Origin of the sequence: Rhizorhabdus argentea, from assembly GCF_037861105.1 — a bacterium.
GTDB lineage: Bacteria > Pseudomonadota > Alphaproteobacteria > Sphingomonadales > Sphingomonadaceae > Rhizorhabdus > Rhizorhabdus argentea.
In genome coordinates this window covers 1-15,956 of record NZ_JBANFK010000033.1, presented here as the reverse complement: position 1 = coordinate 15,956, position 15,956 = coordinate 1, and the positions used below count along the sequence as shown (strand labels likewise).

The 15,956-nt window shown below is 59.9% G+C and carries 12 protein-coding genes and 1 pseudogene; 10 read left to right on the top strand and 3 right to left on the bottom strand.

Going from position 1 to position 15,956, the window contains the following annotated elements:
• Window positions 1-461: 461 nt before the first annotated feature.
• From AAC645_RS19160 to AAC645_RS19150, 4 genes and pseudogenes are all read left to right on the top strand, one after another.
• Complete coding sequence (locus tag AAC645_RS19160; RefSeq protein ID WP_340318180.1) at window positions 462-1,352, top strand: LysR family transcriptional regulator; 891 nt, start codon at window positions 462-464, stop codon at window positions 1,350-1,352.
• Window positions 1,353-1,468: 116 nt separating this feature from the next.
• Window positions 1,469-1,647: pseudogene (locus AAC645_RS20530) on the top strand (helix-turn-helix domain-containing protein); the annotation flags it as partial.
• Between the two features lie 431 nt (window positions 1,648-2,078).
• Window positions 2,079-4,364 carry a TonB-dependent receptor gene (locus tag AAC645_RS19155; RefSeq protein ID WP_340318179.1) on the top strand — a complete coding sequence of 762 codons (2,286 nt, stop codon included), beginning with the start codon at window positions 2,079-2,081 and terminating at the stop codon, window positions 4,362-4,364.
• A 372-nt stretch (window positions 4,365-4,736) separates the two neighbouring features.
• The gene (locus AAC645_RS19150; RefSeq protein ID WP_340318178.1) at window positions 4,737-6,695 is read left to right on the top strand and encodes an alkyl/aryl-sulfatase; all 1,959 of its coding nucleotides are present in this window, start codon (window positions 4,737-4,739) and stop codon (window positions 6,693-6,695) included.
• On the opposite strand, the gene AAC645_RS19145 is transcribed toward AAC645_RS19150, so the two are convergent.
• Window positions 6,685-6,855, bottom strand: coding sequence for a hypothetical protein (locus tag AAC645_RS19145; RefSeq protein ID WP_340318177.1), 171 nt, complete (start codon window positions 6,853-6,855; stop codon window positions 6,685-6,687). The two genes, AAC645_RS19150 and AAC645_RS19145, sit on opposite strands and share 11 nt — an antisense overlap.
• A 103-nt stretch (window positions 6,856-6,958) precedes the next feature.
• Here AAC645_RS19145 and AAC645_RS19140 point away from each other — a divergent pair, with 103 nt between their 5' ends.
• From AAC645_RS19140 to AAC645_RS19115, 6 genes are all read left to right on the top strand, one after another.
• Window positions 6,959-7,531, top strand: coding sequence for an RNA polymerase sigma factor (locus AAC645_RS19140; protein ID WP_340318176.1), 573 nt, complete (start codon window positions 6,959-6,961; stop codon window positions 7,529-7,531).
• Window positions 7,528-8,529, top strand: coding sequence for a FecR family protein (locus AAC645_RS19135; protein ID WP_340318175.1), 1,002 nt, complete (start codon window positions 7,528-7,530; stop codon window positions 8,527-8,529). Before AAC645_RS19140 ends, AAC645_RS19135 begins: the two co-directional genes overlap by 4 nt.
• Window positions 8,530-8,605: 76 nt before the next feature.
• On the top strand, window positions 8,606-11,350 hold the full coding sequence (locus AAC645_RS19130; RefSeq protein ID WP_340318174.1) for a TonB-dependent receptor: 2,745 nt from the start codon (window positions 8,606-8,608) through the stop codon (window positions 11,348-11,350).
• 71 nt (window positions 11,351-11,421) lie between these two features.
• A complete protein-coding gene (locus AAC645_RS19125) occupies window positions 11,422-11,586 on the top strand; it encodes a hypothetical protein (protein ID WP_340318173.1) in 165 nt (54 codons plus the stop codon).
• 169 nt (window positions 11,587-11,755) lie between these two features.
• Window positions 11,756-12,958: a hypothetical protein gene (locus AAC645_RS19120; protein WP_340318172.1), complete on the top strand. Its 1,203-nt coding sequence runs from the start codon at window positions 11,756-11,758 to the stop codon at window positions 12,956-12,958.
• Between the two features lie 302 nt (window positions 12,959-13,260).
• Window positions 13,261-14,154, top strand: coding sequence for a diacylglycerol/lipid kinase family protein (locus tag AAC645_RS19115; RefSeq protein WP_340318171.1), 894 nt, complete (start codon window positions 13,261-13,263; stop codon window positions 14,152-14,154).
• A gap of 124 nt (window positions 14,155-14,278) precedes the next feature.
• Here the strand turns inward: AAC645_RS19115 and AAC645_RS19110 are convergent, their stop codons facing one another.
• Together AAC645_RS19110 and AAC645_RS19105 are read right to left on the bottom strand one after the other, a co-directional pair.
• Window positions 14,279-14,413 (bottom strand): hypothetical protein, encoded by a 135-nt coding sequence (locus tag AAC645_RS19110; protein ID WP_340318170.1) that lies wholly within the window; start codon window positions 14,411-14,413, stop codon window positions 14,279-14,281.
• Window positions 14,414-14,636: 223 nt separating this feature from the next.
• Window positions 14,637-15,362: an SAM-dependent methyltransferase gene (locus AAC645_RS19105; RefSeq protein WP_340318188.1), complete on the bottom strand. Its 726-nt coding sequence runs from the start codon at window positions 15,360-15,362 to the stop codon at window positions 14,637-14,639.
• Window positions 15,363-15,956: the final 594 nt, after the last annotated feature.

Below are 15,956 nucleotides of genomic sequence, written 5' to 3'. Positions count from 1 at the left end.
ACCGGAAACGGCTTCTCCGCCATACCCGGCCTCCGGTTGAATGGGCGCGTTGAGCGCGCTGGCGACCGCGAACGAGAGAAACCGGATGTCGCACGGACCGATCGATCGGTCCGCGACAGCGTGGGCGATCGTGCCGATGCACGCGGGCGAGCTCAATACGAGCGTCCCGCGCCACTTCGGGGCTGACCATCGTCCCCGATTACCCAGACCCGTGCCAGCGCCGACAGCGATCCGGTTGCCGCGATCCCGAGATAACCGAGCCCCAAGCGCGCGCTTCTCGTCCGCTGGATGCATAGTCCATCACACCTGACGAGTATCTCCGTCGGCAGCCGAGTACCGTCCCGCGAACCCTATAGCAGCCATAAGCCGTCGGTGCCCCCCAAGGGTGGGGAAGAGAGAAACGAATTCCATGGTCATCATACCCGATGCATAGTATCGTGCGGCCTCATGAGTTTAATTCCTTGATCGATCTGCGTCGGCTGCGCCATGTCGTCACGCTCGCGCGGAGTGGAAGCTACGTGCGCGCTGCAGAGCTACTTGCGTTGACGCAGTCGGCGCTCAGCCGCAGCATCCAGGCGGCGGAAGCCGACTACGGCGTGCGGCTGTTCGATCGCGGGCCCAGCGGCGTTGCGCCCACGGCTGCGGGCCGCGCTCTCGTTGAAGAGGGGGAGCATCTGCTTCGTGACGCCCGAGCCCTTGACGACACCATGCGGCGAATAGGTGTGGGCGCAGCAGGTGACGTGACGCTGGGCTTGGGGCCGTTGATCGCAAGCGCGAGCCTGCCATTTGTGATGCCCGCCTTTATCAGCAAGTATCCAGCGATCCGAATACAAGTCATCATCGATGCGGCATCGGAATTGCTTCCCAAACTCGCCAGCGACGAGATCGAGTTTGCGATCTGCTCTCGCGGGGCATCTCCGATCGGCGAGGAGCATGAGGCAGAACTGATCTGTGATTTGCAGCCTGCCCTCCTGGCGCGCGCAGGTCACCCGTTGGCAGGGCGGCGTGTCACGGAACCGGAAGTGCGGACCTTCCCGATGATCGGAGGGAAGCCGAGAAAGCTGGGTGAGTTGTCCGCCTTCAGCTATGCGCCGCATTTTGCCTGCGACAATGCCGAAATATTGCGCGAACTGACCCAGGCTAGCGACGCGCTGTGGATGTCATCTACCGCCTTGGCCGTGGAGGAAATCAATGAAGGGCGGATGGTCGCGATCGACTGCCCGGAATTGCTCCCCGCTGGTTATGAGGTGGTAAAGGTCACGCGGCGGCGGCGGACCCAGTCACCAGCGGCAGAACTGGTAGCAGAGCAGCTCGCCGCTGCACTTGTACGCGCAGCGACGAAGGCGGCGTAGCTGCCGGAACGGCCGTTTTGGCGATTAGACGTTTAGCTTGCAAACGAAGGGCAACACCTCAGTGAGATGTTGCCACATGTGGGTGTCGCCAGTTCAGCCTTGAAGAGTGCTGTTCGATTGCCCGCCTTCATGAAGACGGGCAATCGATCCGGCAGATCGCTACAGATCTGGATCGCCAGCCATCGACGATTTCGCGGGAGCTGAAGCGCAACCGCGGGTCGAGATCGGGTATCGGCGAAGCTATGCACAGCGGCGGGCCGAGGCGCGGCATTGGTCGGGCAGGCGCCTGGAACGCTAGCGGGAACTGCGCGCTGAGGTGCTCGGCCGGCTCAGTGCAGGCCACTTCGCGCATCTTGAAATGCCAGCATTCGTTTCCGGTCTCGACAATGTCGCAGTGGTGGGTGAGCGTTCTCGGAGCATTTGGCGATCGGCTTTCAGGTAAACTGCCTTGGCGGAGCTGAGGCGTTCAGCCTTTCGGTCGTGCCAGATTCAGTAATTCTACTGGCGCTATGATTTCTATGCATAGAGATGTTCAGATTATGCATTGGACCGGCTGAATGATGCTGGATACCGATGGGATATAACAAGGGGAGGATTGCTATGATTAAATCTGCTATCAGATCGGCTCTTTTCGTTACATCGGCACTGGCTAGCGTGGCGCCGAGTCTGGCCGCGGCGCAAGATAGCGCCAATGCGGGCGCTTCTGCACCTGTCGATGATATCATCGTGACCGCGCGCAGGCGCGATGAGACGTCCATCGCGGTTCCGGTCGTGCTGACCGCAGTCGGCGCCGCGGAACTTCAGCGGCGCGGAATCAGCAACGCTGACGCGCTGGCGCAGCTGGTTCCCGGCCTAACGATTTTGGGCTCCGGCGGAAGCATCCAGGGCGGCACCATCGCGCTTCGCGGCGTGGCCGGCCCCGACACCAATCCCTTGGGCGATCAGGCGGTGTCGTTCAACATCGACAGCGTTCAGATCGCAAAATCGAGTGTCCGCCGCCTGGCCTTCATGGATCTCCAGCAGGTCGAGGTTCTCAAGGGACCGCAGGCGCTGTTCTTCGGCAAGAACAGCCCGGCAGGCATCATTTCGCTGCGCACTGCAGACCCGACATCGCATCTCGCGGCCAAGGCATCGCTGGGCTATGAGATCAACGCTCATGAGTGGCGTGGCGAAGGCTTTGTTTCCGGCCCATTGACCGAGACGCTCGGCGCGCGCCTGGCCTTTTATGGTTCGGACATGCGGGGATGGGTGAAGAGCCTGGTCCCGGCGAACAGCATCTTTCCCCCGTTCCACCGTTTCGGTCCACGCAATCGCGAATGGGCCGTGCGCGGCACGTTGAAGTTCGATCCGACCGACGCGTTCAGCGCGCGTCTCAAGCTTTCCTATGGCAAGGCCAACGGCGCTTCTAACGCGAACAATGCGCAGGTAGTCAACTGCCCCACAGGAACGACGCAGCTCGTCGGAGTGGTCAGCGACTGCAAGGCAGACAATCATAACAATCGCACCGACAATATCGGTACGGTGTTCACGCCCTATGAGCCGAGGTTCGGGAACGGAGAGACGTTCAGCAAGAGCGACCAGATCCTCGCCGGACTGGAAATGAACTACAAACTCAACGATGCGATCGACCTGACCTCCGTGACCGGCTTCTACCGGAACAAGGTCCTCAACTCCGATCATTTCGCGACCTACCCAGTCGTTCCAATCCTGAATTTCGGCAGCGTCGGCCTGCCGCAGCTTGTGGCCTTCGTCCAGTTCAAGCACCGGCAGATTTCGCAGGAGCTGCGTGCGAACAGCCACTTCGATGGGCCATTGAATTTCACGCTCGGCGGGATCTACACGGACACGCGGTCATCGTCGGGTAGCCACGCCTTCGGCAACGCCACCAATCCCGTCGAGGTAGTGCAATATTTACTGGCCCAGGACGGCACCGCCTATTCGGTATTCGGCCAGGCGCGGTTAGACGTTACGCCGCAACTCGAGCTGTCGGCGGGCGGGCGCTATTCGTACGAAAAGAAGACGCTGCCGGTCGCGCTTGCGGATTTCACTGGTTCGCGTACCAATCCGATGCTGCCCTTTGCACCAGCGGTGGATCGGGTTTCGTTCAACAATTTCTCTCCGGAGCTGACCGCCACCTACCGCCCCACCAGCAGGCTGACCTTTTTCGGGTCGTACAAGCATGGTTTCCTGTCGGGTGGTTTCAATGGCAGTACGGCGACTTTTACCGTCCCGATCAATTACGGCCCGCAGAAGATCAAAGGCTTCGAGGGCGGTGTGAAGGCGGCGTTGCTGGATGGCGCGCTGCGGACCAATCTGTCGGTCTTCAACTACAAGGTGACCGGCCTGCAGGTTACTGCGTTTGAAGGTACCCTGGGCACGATCCGGAACGCTGGGGGCGTGCGGACCAAGGGCGCTGAATTCGACATGAGCTACCGCACCCCGATCGAAGGATTGACCCTGAGAGGCGCCCTTAATTATAATCATGCACGTTACACCGAGAATTTCGAGCCATGCTGGCGGGGCCAGTCACAGGCGCAGGGCTGTAACTTCCGGGCGATTGGCGGCGGTAAATCCCGCCCGATCCTGCCAGGCGAAACGGGTAACAATCAGGATCTTTCCGGCCGCCGTCTCATCAATGCGCCCGATTGGGCGGGCAATGTCGGCGCAAGCTACGAAACCCCGCTTGGTTCGGCACTGAAGCTCGGCCTTTCCGCCGATGTCGACTTCGCCAGCAGCTCCCCGCACGACGCCACCCTGTTCCCGCTCCTGGTCTCCCCCAAATATGCCCTTGTGGGCGCCACCGCGCGCATTGCGGAGGCGGAGGATGCCTGGGAGGTGGCGGTTATCGGCCGCAATCTGACCGAGAAATATTACTGGGCTGGCGGACAGCAGCTGCAATTCACCGGAGGTATTTCCGGTGCCGTAGCTCCTGGCGTGCCAGCGGACGCTTACGCCGTGCCCAACCGCGGCCGGGAAATCATGCTTCGTGTCACCGTCGCCTTCGGTCAATAATGGTCGGAGTTGAAGCGGGCATCATGCAGATCTTGGTATCCGGAATGGATATCAAGATCCGCGCTCGCCAGCGCTCTATAGGATGGAGATGGTCCGATCTGGTGCGAGGAGAAGCCAGGTATCCAATAGAAGGAATTGCCGCGCGCGGTCGATGACAGCTGCAAGCTTGAGCATCCTTGCCAGGTGAGTGGGTCCAGATGCGCGATGCTCTGGTCACTTTGCTGGGAAGACAGCAGGGGATGGCACCAATCGGCCACATACCGTCGCTGCCTTGCCATGCAATGTCGGTCTGCCGGCTCTGTGGGAAAAGCGGTTGGTCTACGCGGCGGTGGAAGGCGCTTGAGACCGAAACCGTGATGTGAGGAGAGAAGAATGAACGGTTCGATGCGGATTTCGGTGGCTGCTCTGGTCATCGCGCTTGCAGCGAATAGCGCCAACGGGGAAACGCCGGGACTTCTGGATCAGAAGCCCGCTAGCGCCAAGACGCGTGAGGTACTTGCAAAGCCGATAGCCGCAGATCCTGAGGACCGGCGCGACTTCGATTTCAGCGAGCGCGGCTTCATGGGGACCATTCCAGCGGTCAAGGATACAAACGGCCGCGTGCTGCGCAATCTGACTGCGTATGAGTGGGCGACCAAGACTAAGCCGGACACCGTCAATCCCAGCCTGCTGCGCGCCACCGCCCTCTCCGCGCGCAGCGGCCTCTTCAAGGTGACGGACGGCGTATATCAGGTGCGTGGCGTGGATGCCGCGAACATGACCATCGTCGAAACCGCGACTGGGTATGTGATCATCGATCCGCTGATGTTCAAGGAAACGGCTCAGGCGGCTATGAACCTGGTGTACGCCAAAATCGGCAAGCGGCCGGTGCGGGCGGTGATCTATACTCATTCCCATACGGACCATTTTGGCGGGGTTAAGGGGGTGATCGAGGAAGCAGACGTCAAGGCTGGCAAGATCGCTATCATTGCGCCCGACGGGTTCATGCGCGAGCTCGTCTCCGAGCACATCATCGCCGGCCCCGCCATGGGTCGCCGTGCACAGTACCAGGCGGGGTTCTCCCTGGAAGAAGACCCGAAGGGTCAGGTTGGCATGGGCGTGGCACTGGGCCACTTGGAGGGGACCAGCACCCTGCTTGCTCCCACAGATATAGTGACCCACACCGGAGAGACCCGACGGATCGACGGCCTGGATATCGAGTTCCAGATGGTGCCGGAGAGCGAGGCTCCGTCCGAATTCAACCTCTATCTGCCGAAACAGCGAGCCTTGCTGATCGCGGAGACCGCCAGTTGCACTTTGCACAACATTCAGACGCTGCGCGGCGCGCAGCCACGAGACGCCCTGCGCTGGGCGGGCTACCTGACCGAGGACCTGAACCTCTATGCCGGGCGATCCGATATGGTGATGATGAGCCACTGCTGGCCCAGATTCGGACAGGGGGAGGTCCAAGACTTCCTCACCAAACAGCGTGATTCCTACAAGTTCATCCATGACCAGACCGTTCGGCTGATGAATATGGGAAGGACACCCACCGAGATCGGCGACGAACTCCAACTGCCCGAAAGCCTGGCGAAGGAATGGTACGACCGTGGCTACTACGGCACGGTCAGCCATAACTCGAAAGGAGTCTACGACCGTTACCTCGGCTGGTTCGACGGGGTTCCTGCCAATCTCAACCCACTGCCAACGGTGGAGGCCGCAAAGCGTTATGTGGAATTGGCCGGCGGACCGGAGAAGATGCTTGCCGCGGGTGAGGCCGCGGCAAGCAGCGGCGATTACCGCTGGGCGGCCGAATTGCTGCAGAAGCTGGTTTTCGCCCAGCCCACTTTGACGGCGCGTGCGGCGCTGGCCGATGTTTACGAACAACTGGGATATCAGAGCGAGAGCGGCCAGTGGCGGAATTTTTACCTCTCCGCGGCGAAGGATCTTCGGGAGTTCCATCGGCCTCACCCGCCGACCACGACACAAATGCCGGACACCATGCTGGCGATTCCTACAGCTGCTTACCTGGATGTCTTGGCGACTAGGTTGGATCCCGCCAGGATCGGCGATGCGCCACTGAGCCTGAACCTTATCGTCAACGACAGGGGCGAGCGTGCGCTGATCACTCTTTCCAACCACGTCCTTCTGGGGGAGATCGGAGGCAATAGCGATACAGCCAACGCAACCATTGAGGCGCCGTGGGCCACCGTACTGCAGCTTTTCTCCGGCGCTCCGCTGGTGACATTGGAGGCAGGAAGCGGTTTGAAGATCGCGGGCGACAAAGGCGCAGTCGAGCGTCTGCGGTCAGCTCTGACGACCTTTAGCGACTTCAACATCGTCACGCCGTGACGATATGGCCGGCCGCGCTTGATCTTGCCGTGCTGAGGCGGTCGGGATCTGCGGGTATCTCGGAGCACAGGCTGGGCTGACCTTCGACTTCGGGCTGGTCGAGATGGCCGAGTACCGCTTCGACGACCCGCTCACCGGCACCAAGCGCCGGATCATGCAACCCACGCTTAGTTACGCGGACATGATTCGTGAGTTTGACATACGGGAAATTCGCTCCGCACTGTCATTAGCAGTGTGATGTGGATCAGAGGCCTCGATAGGGAATGGTGACCAATGCGGTCTTGAACGCGTGGTTTTGCCTCGAGGTGCTGCCGCGCGAGCCTGTTCTCACGCGATTTATCGGCCGCCACTGGCGCTCGTCGGACGAGGTTCCCGATATCCGCCAAGATGTTTACGAACGAGTGCTGCTCGGCGCAAGTCGCGCACTGCCCGAGCTGTCTGGCCCATATATATTTACAGTCGCTCGTAATGTTATGATCAACCGAGCACGACGGGCCAATATCATCAAGCTCGGCCTGGTGACCGAGCTGGAGCAGATTGTGCCCGACATAGACTGGCTGACGCCCGCCCGGCACGTCGAGGCGCGCGAGGAACTCACGCGGGTCCAGGCCGGTCTTGACGTTCTTCCTCCCAGATGTCGCGAAGTATTGCGTCTCCGAAAAGTGGAGGGACTGAGCACACGAGAGGTTTCCCAGCAGCTGGGGATCGGCATCGATGCGGTAGAAAAGCAGCTGACTTTGGGGATGCGCGCCCTGATCGACTTCATGCATGGCGGCGATGGACGAGTGCAACGGCCAAGCCGCGCGCGGACAATCAAGCATGGCCCAGTTTCATGACCCATCATTCGAGCCTTGAACAGGAAGCCGCACTCTTCCTGGTGCGCAGTCAAGAGCCCGGCTGGTCGGACGCCGATCAGCGCGAACTCGACCGATGGCTTGAACAGTCGATGGCGCATAAGGCCGCCTTCTGGCGACTTCAAAACGGGGGTGACCGGGTCGACCGGCACCTGATGTCGGCACTCGCACAGGAGGAGCCAGATAGTGGCTTTCCCGACTGGTTGCGGGGGCGTTTTCAGATTGCCATCACTCGACCCGTGACGCCCCTGCTGCGCCCGACGCTCCTGGCGGCGAGCATTATGATCATGTCCATCGCCGGATATCTCGCCCTTACGGCTCAAGAGCCACGGCCGGAATATTCGGAGCATGTCACGAAATTTGGCCAGATCGGAAAGCTCGCGCTCGCCGATGGCAGCCGGGTCGAACTCAATACCGACAGTGGCGTGCGCATCGCCAACTCGCGTGCCGAACGCACGCTCTGGCTCGAACGAGGAGAGGCCTATTTCGAAGTTGCGAAAGACAAGGATCGGCCCTTCGTCGTGCATGCCGGCTCGCGCAGAGTGACGGTCCTCGGCACGAAGTTCGCGGTTCGTCGCCAGGGAAATGACATCACGGTATCGGTGCTGGAGGGAAGAGTTCGTGTCACGCCTGGGCCTGGGCCAGACGGAGGATCGACAATGCTCATCGCGGGCGAAATCGCCGCGACCGACGGGCAGTCGATGCTGGTTAGCGCCGACAGGCTCGCACAGATCCGAAAGAGCCTGTCATGGCGCTTTTCGATGCTGGCATTCGACAATATCACTCTGCGCGAGGCGGCGGCGCAGTTCAACCGCTACAACGTGCGTCAGTTGGCGATAGTAGGGCTCGACGCGCAAAACCAGCGTATCAGCGGATCGTTCAGAATCGACAATGCAGAGGGGTTTGCCGACCTTCTTGAACATGCCTACGGGCTCGAGGTCAGGCGTTTAGAGGATAGAATCGAAATTACTTCGCGGTGAGCGTACGGAATTTCTCCTCTCGTTTGTCCCTATCATCAAGCAGTTTAATCTGTGACATAAAAGGGGGGTAGAATAGATGAACAAGAAGCTCCTGGCCGCGATGCTTTGCGGCGTCTCGATATCGTCGGTATCGTGGCAAGCCGAGGCACAGACCCAAGGTCACACACATGCCCTAACGCAGCAGTTCAATATTTCTGCTGGGAATCTGGAACAGGCGCTGGATCAGTATCGCCAGCAAACCACCATCCAGTTGATTTATCGTCCCCAGGAGGTCGCGAAGGCCCGGAGCGCCGGCGTCTCCGGAGTTCTGAGCCGTGAAGCAGGGCTGAACGCCATACTTGCGGGCTCCGGTTTCAAGCAGCATCGCAACGACTCGGGCGCGATCGCGATCGTCTCCAGCCGAACCGCGGCCACTGCGGCGAGCTTCCAACGAATCGCGCTGAGCGAGCAAGGCCCAGTTGTCCCTGCTGCGGCGGCACAGGCGGCCCCGGAACCGGTGGACGACATCCTCGTCACGGCGCGCAGGCGCGACGAGGCTTCGATCGCGGTTCCCGTCATGCTGACGGCCGTCAGCGGAGCGGAACTGCAGCGGCGCGCGATCAACGACATGGACTCCCTTGCCCGGCTAGTCCCCGGATTGACCATTGCGGGAGCCGGCGGGAGTACCCAGGGCGGCACGGTGGTGCTACGCGGCGTGGCGGGTCCCGATACCAACCCGCTCGGCGATCAGGCCGTGTCGTTCAACATCGACGGCGTCCAGGTGGCAAAGTCGAGCATTCGCCGCCTGGCCTTCATGGACCTCCAGCAGGTCGAGGTCCTCAAGGGACCTCAGGCGCTGTTCTTCGGGAAAAACAGCCCCGGCGGCATCATTTCGGTGCGCAGTGCCGACCCGACACCCCATCTCGCGGCCAAGGCATCACTGGGCTATGAGTTCAAGGCGCATGAATGGCGGGGCGAGGGCTTTATTTCCGGCCCGCTCACCGACACACTCGGTGCCCGCCTCGCCTTTTATGGTTCGCACATGCGCGGCTGGGTGAAGAGCCTGGTCCCGGAGAACAGCCTCTTCCCGCCGTTCCATCGTTACGGTCCGCGCAGTCGTGAATTCGATGTGCGCGGCACGTTGAAGTTCGATCCGACCGACAGGTTCAGCGCGCGTCTCAAGCTTTCCTATGGTAAGACCAAGGGTGCGGGCCAGGCTGAAAATTCTCAGGTCGTCGCCTGCCCCCTTGGGATCAGCCAGCTGCAAGGGATCGTCAGCGATTGCAAAGCCAACAATCGGAACAATCGTACCGATAATGTCGGCACGGTCTTCACGCCTTACGAGCCTGGATTCCGCAATGGCGAAACATATGCTGAGCAGGAACAGATCCTTGCCGGGCTGGAACTGAATTACGCCCTCACCGACACGATCGACCTCACTTCCGTGACTGGATTCTACCGGAGCAATTATAAGGGCGCAGAGCATTTTTCGCGCTATCCGGTCCAGCCAATCCTGATGTTCGGCTTCAGCTTGGGCCTGCCGCAGATTCTGACCTACTTACCCTTCAGGAACCGGGAAATTTCCCAGGAATTTCGTGCGAACAGCCACTTCGACGGACCGCTGAATTTCACGATCGGCGGGATTATTACGGACACGCGATCATCGATAGGCTCGCACTTCTTCATCAACGCCACCAATCCGGTAGAAATCCGCCAATTTTCCCTTACCCAGAATGGCACCGCCTATTCGGTCTTCGGGCAGGCCCGTTACGACGTGACACCGCAACTCGAGCTCTCGGCGGGCGGGCGCTACTCATATGAGCGGAAGACACTTCCGGTCACCCTCTTTGATTTTACCTCTTCGCGCACCGCTCCGATGGTTCCCTATCAGACGCCGGTAGACAGGGTTTCGTTCAATGATTTTTCTCCGGAACTCACGATCAACTACCGGCCAACAGACCAGCTGACCCTTTTTGCGTCCTACAAGCGCGGGTTTCTGTCCGGAGGCTTCAATGGCGCTGTCGCGAATCCTGCTATTGCGCTCAATTATGGGCCGCAGAAGATCAGGGGCTTTGAAGGCGGTGTCAAAGCGAGGTTGTTCGGCGGTGCCCTCCGCACCAATCTGTCACTCTACAATTACGAGGTTCCCGGGCTCCAGATTACCGCTTTTGAGCAACCGCCGGGAGGGGGCGCGCAGGTCGGGACGATCCGGAATGCGGGCGGGGCGCGGACCAAGGGTATCGAGTTCGACATGACCTACCGTACTCCGATCGAGGGCTTGAGCCTGAGCGGCGCTCTCAGCTACAATCACGCACGCTTCACGGAATATTTCGGACCCTGCTGGACGGGGCAGTCGCAGGGGCAGGGCTGCAACTTCCTGGCTCTCGGCGGTGGCCTCGCCCGCCCGATCCGGTCAGCTGAGATTGGAAATGTTCAGGACCTGGCGGGACGGCAACTCATCAACGCGCCCGAATGGGCAGGAAGCATCGGCGCAAATTACGAGACATCGCTTGGATCGCGATTGAGCCTCGGCCTTTCGGGTGAGGTAAACTTCGCCAGTAGCGTGCCCACTGACGCCACCCTCAACCCGCTGCTGATCTCGCGGGACCGCTGGCTCTTCGACGCTGCTGTGCAGGTTGGGGATGCCGAAGATCGCTGGGAGGTGGCGCTCATCGGGCGCAATCTGACCAACGACTTCTATTGGTCGGGTGGGCAGGAGCTGGCATTCACCGGATCTCGTCCGACTGGTGGTCCTACACCAGGGGTGCCGGCCGACGCTTATGCCGTGCTCAACCGAGGACGGGAAATCATGCTGCGTTTGACTGTCGCCTTGGGACAATGATCTATGGAGCAGAACATGCCTGACATCTGGCGTGCAGCGATAGTTGCCGGACTGGACTGATGCGAAGGCTCATGGGCATCCGCTATTTTGCATCATGGTATTTTGTACCAGCAAGTAAGGTGGCTGGTGCACCTTTGAAGGGTGCCGACTTCGACTTCGCGGAATTCGGTTTCGAGCGGCACTCTCGCTTTTCGGTGATCTCCCAGAAAGGTTTGCATTATGCGTATCAGCAATGAATTTATTCATAGGGGAATGGCTTGGAGAGCTCTCACCGGCCTTTTAGCAGTGGGAGCTGCTACGTCTCAAATAGCTAGTGCGGCCAGTCCCCAGCAGACCCGGGCGGTGGCTACGGAACGACAATACAGGATCGAGGCAACGGCAAGCGCAATTCTCCAGACACGCCAAATGCACGAGACGATGGGGAAAGTGCGCCGATTGCTACTTGCAACGCCGCCAGCAGCCTCGCAGGCTGCTCAACAGACTCTGCAACAGATGGTCTCTGAAACTGCCGGATTTGCGGCTCTGACAGCGGCAAGCGTCGATCCGCAAAATCCTGGCCTCGTCTGGGACATCGCAGCACCCAGAAAGTGGTTGGGGCATTCGGTACCGGGCTCTCGGTTCGCCTTCGATAATCCCGACAATGTTTATCGCTATGCGATCATTGACGATGCATCGACCTATGTTCTCGATACGCAGGCCAACGGACCGACTGGTCGACTCAGCGTCACCGTCTACAGGGCTTTTGTGGGTGCGCAGACAAAGAACTGGGAGCAGCCTGTGGACGCTGCGGGCGCGGAACGGATAAAGTCTGATAGCCAAGGCGCAGCGCGGATCACGATTGGACCGGTGGACCCAAAAGACGGCACACTCTACCTCAACTCACGGGGCGGACGTATGTTGCTTGTGCGAGAGGCCGTATATGATTGGCAGACGCAGCGGCCCCGTACCATATCTCTCCGAAGGGTTTCCGGGCCGAAAGCTCGCCCGCTAACGTTCGATGAAACTGTTGCTACCGCGCAAGAATATCTGATTGCGGCAACTCGGACTGTTATTGATCTCGATAACAACTTCAGCCCCATGCCTACCAACAGCTTTGGACCTACGGTTGCACGGGGATTCGGTAAATCGATGATCAAGGTGGGGCGATTTCAAATCGCGGATGACGAGGCTCTCATTGTGAATGTTCGACCGCAGGCCGCCGAGTATATTGGCGTCACTGTGACCTCACCCTGGCTGATTACCCGCGATTATGTCGACAGGACGGGTAGCCGGGCGAACAGGCAGTCACACCAGAATCCCGACGGTTCTTACACCTACGTGGTGAGCAGCCGAGATCCGGGTGTAGCGAACTGGTTGGATACGGATGGTCTGCTTGATGGCGCTATGGCAGTGCGCTGGGAGGGAATGAATGCGCCGGAGGCCAATCCCGATGACGCGATAGAGAGGGTTAAGCTCGTCAAGTTAAGTGCTATTCGTGGGGAGCTTCCATCCGGATTCCCTTCTGTCAGCGCTACTGATCGAAGCACCGAAAAGGCAACTCGCCGGAGGGACTATGAAACCCGCTGCGGTGTGCCCTGCCGGGTTTACGCGGGTGCTGAAGGTGACTGAAGACGAGCGTTAGGACGTCATCCAAGTCAGTGAATCGGTTTGCTTGGCGCGCTGAGGTGCAAACGGCAGGTAAGTCCCAAAGCCAGCCGTTCCGCGACACCCTCCGCAGAGGCGCGTAGCTGCCGCCCCTCGTCACCATGAACGAAAGGCACGTATCAGGCGCTCGGTTCCCTCCATGAACGGCAGAGATTGCGGCGGTGGTAGCCCCTCCTCGACAAAGCTAGGCTGGAGCTCGTTTCACCAGTGCTGAACCAAAGCGTCGCGTCGGTTGTTACGCTGAGGTGATCCAACCTACCCTATGCGTGCTGGTCAATTGCGAAGGGGGCGCCGCCGCCTCAGCGGGCGACAAGCTGCCGGACCAGCTGGCTCAAGCGTTCGAGGCAGCGGGCGTTCGGACCGAAATTTTGATATTACGCGTCGCCGAGCTGGACGAGGCGCTGGGCCAAGCAGTCCGCGACAAAAAACGAGTCGTCATCGCAGGGGGCGACGGCACCGTCAGCTGTGCCGCGAAACACCTGGTTGGGACGGAGGTCGAGCTGGCGCTTCTGCCGCTGGGCACGCTTAATCATCTCGCTCGCGACCTTGGCATCCCGACCGACTTGGAATCGGCGGCGAAGCTCGCGGTGCACGGCCAATCGACATACATCGACGTGGGCGAAGTAAATGGTCAATTCTTCGTCAATAACGCCTCGATCGGCCTCTATCCGTCGATGGTGCGACGGCGGGACATGCCGCAGCGACGTGCCCTGCCCAAGTGGCTGGCCGCGCTGCCTGCCTCATGGGAGGCGCTCTCGCGGATCCGACATCACCGCCTGTACGTCGACATGGGCGCTGGCGAGCATCCGCTTGTCACGTCGCTGCTATTTGTCGGCAACAACGAGTATTCGCTCGAGGCGGGATCACTCGGTCGTCGTACGACGCTGCAGGCGGGAAACCTATCGGTCTATGCGATCGGGGGACGGCGGCGCCTGGCGTTAATCTCGTTCGCTTTGCGTGCGTTGGTCGGCAGGATTGATCGTCTCGCCGATTTCGTGGTGATCGGCGACTGTCGGGAAATCACCGTGCGGTCGCTGGGCGGCTCGATCGAGATTGCGCTTGACGGCGAAGTCCAGCGACTGGCCTGCCCATTGCGATTCAGAATAGTGCCACGCTCTCTGCGCGTCGTCACGCCGCCGGCCACCGAACCCGGTGTTTAGCCTTGAGTGCCATCCCTCATTTCTAAAAACACCTGTATTGTCATAATCTACGCAACGGTTGGCGGGATAGGTCCATTTGGGAGAAGTGCCACGACTTCCGAAATAGAAGACCGGTCCGACAATGTTAGACGAGAATGTTCGATGACTCCAGAGTTGCGGGACCACGCAAGGTGAGCATGAACTCGGCCGTGCTGATATCGCCATCAGTATTGCCGAGGATGATCGTGTTGACCCCATCAAACGGATAGATCAATCGCATGAACTCGAGAAGCTATGGGCCCCGGCGATCGCATGAAGTGGTCGACCAGCAAAGCGGATGCAGCTCGCTATAGTGCCACACAAGGCCTTGGCCTTGGACAAACCGTATCGGAAGGGGAAAAGGGTGAACTATCGTGTTAGATTACGTAAAGATTTGTAAAAGCCAGTGCCGCAACAACCATTCCCCATCTTATGCATCTATTCGCGGGAGCCAATGTCACCCCTTACTTGGTAGCCAACGCAACTGCGTATTGCGTTCGTCCGCTTTGGGCCAGGCTCTCGTCGAGCAGCAAAAGCGATTGCAGCAGCGTCGCATCGGCTTCGTCATCGAAATTGGCGAGAACGTCGCTCAACGCCAGATGGTAGATGACTCCACCCGTGGGGATGATTTCGGCGTTCGGGAAAATCCTCTCAACGGCTGTCAAGATGCTGTCGCTGTCGGCGGCCTCGGTCGGATCGGCCTGCATCATATGGTCGATGGACGGCCGGTCAACTGTGCGGCTGAGCGACACAGATGGACTCTTCGGATGCCTGAGGTAATGTTCGGGAAGTATGGCGCGAACCCGGAAGGCCGTTTCGAGATCCGCAGCGGGCCATTGGAAGCGCGTCGGCCCGACGAAGTCATCCATCGCGAACAATCCGCCAGTCCGTAGCGCCTTGTGACTCCACGCCACCGCTTGGCGGGCGTCGAACATATGATGAAGCGCGTTATTCCAATAGACGAGGTCGACCGCGCCGGTGGGGTCAGCCTCGAAGGCGTTGCCGATATGGATGGTCACGCGGTCGCCGACCCCGAACTCCTCTGCCTTGGCCTCAATCTGGGCTCGCCGGCCTTCACCGATCTCGAACAAGTCGAAAGTCTCGACGATGCCTTGCACGATCAGCTTCATTTCCTTGCCGCCCGATCCACACCCGACCGAGAGACCGCGACCAAAGCCACCTTCCGGCATCCGGTTCCTGATCTGTTGGGTGAAGCCCTGATGGGGTCCATCAACAGCTTCTCCGCATACGATGCGGTTTATGTGTCGATGGATGGCAGGATGCATCCACCAGCGCGATCCATCCGAGGCACGCTTGGTCGACCAATGTTTGGCAGCGATTTGAAGTCTGTCATCCATGCTCGGCGCCTAGCAGAATTCGCCGGCATCCCAAGCAAAGCTTTCCGGGAAGCGGTCCAATTTTCCGGCAGAGACACTTCCGATTGCCACGCGGATAGCTCCCCGCCTTTCGCCTTCTCCAGATAGCACTTCGCATTATAGCTGTTGCGGACGGCCGCATATTTGATCGTCCCAGCGCTATCGGGATCAGGCGCTATCATGCCCACAAGCTGATTGGCCGGATCATAGCGAACGGCCGAGGTGAACATAGAACGGCGATGTCTGTGCCTTAGCCCCTCCCGCCCCAAGCATTAGACAGCATAGCGATCAACAGACTTGGCTGCGGGTCACGCCGCCGATTTCGCCGTGTCGTCGCTCGTCATAAGCTGAAAATTGCGCCGCATGGCCTTGCCGGACCGCCCGCTTCAGGCCGGGCCGGTTGCTGCT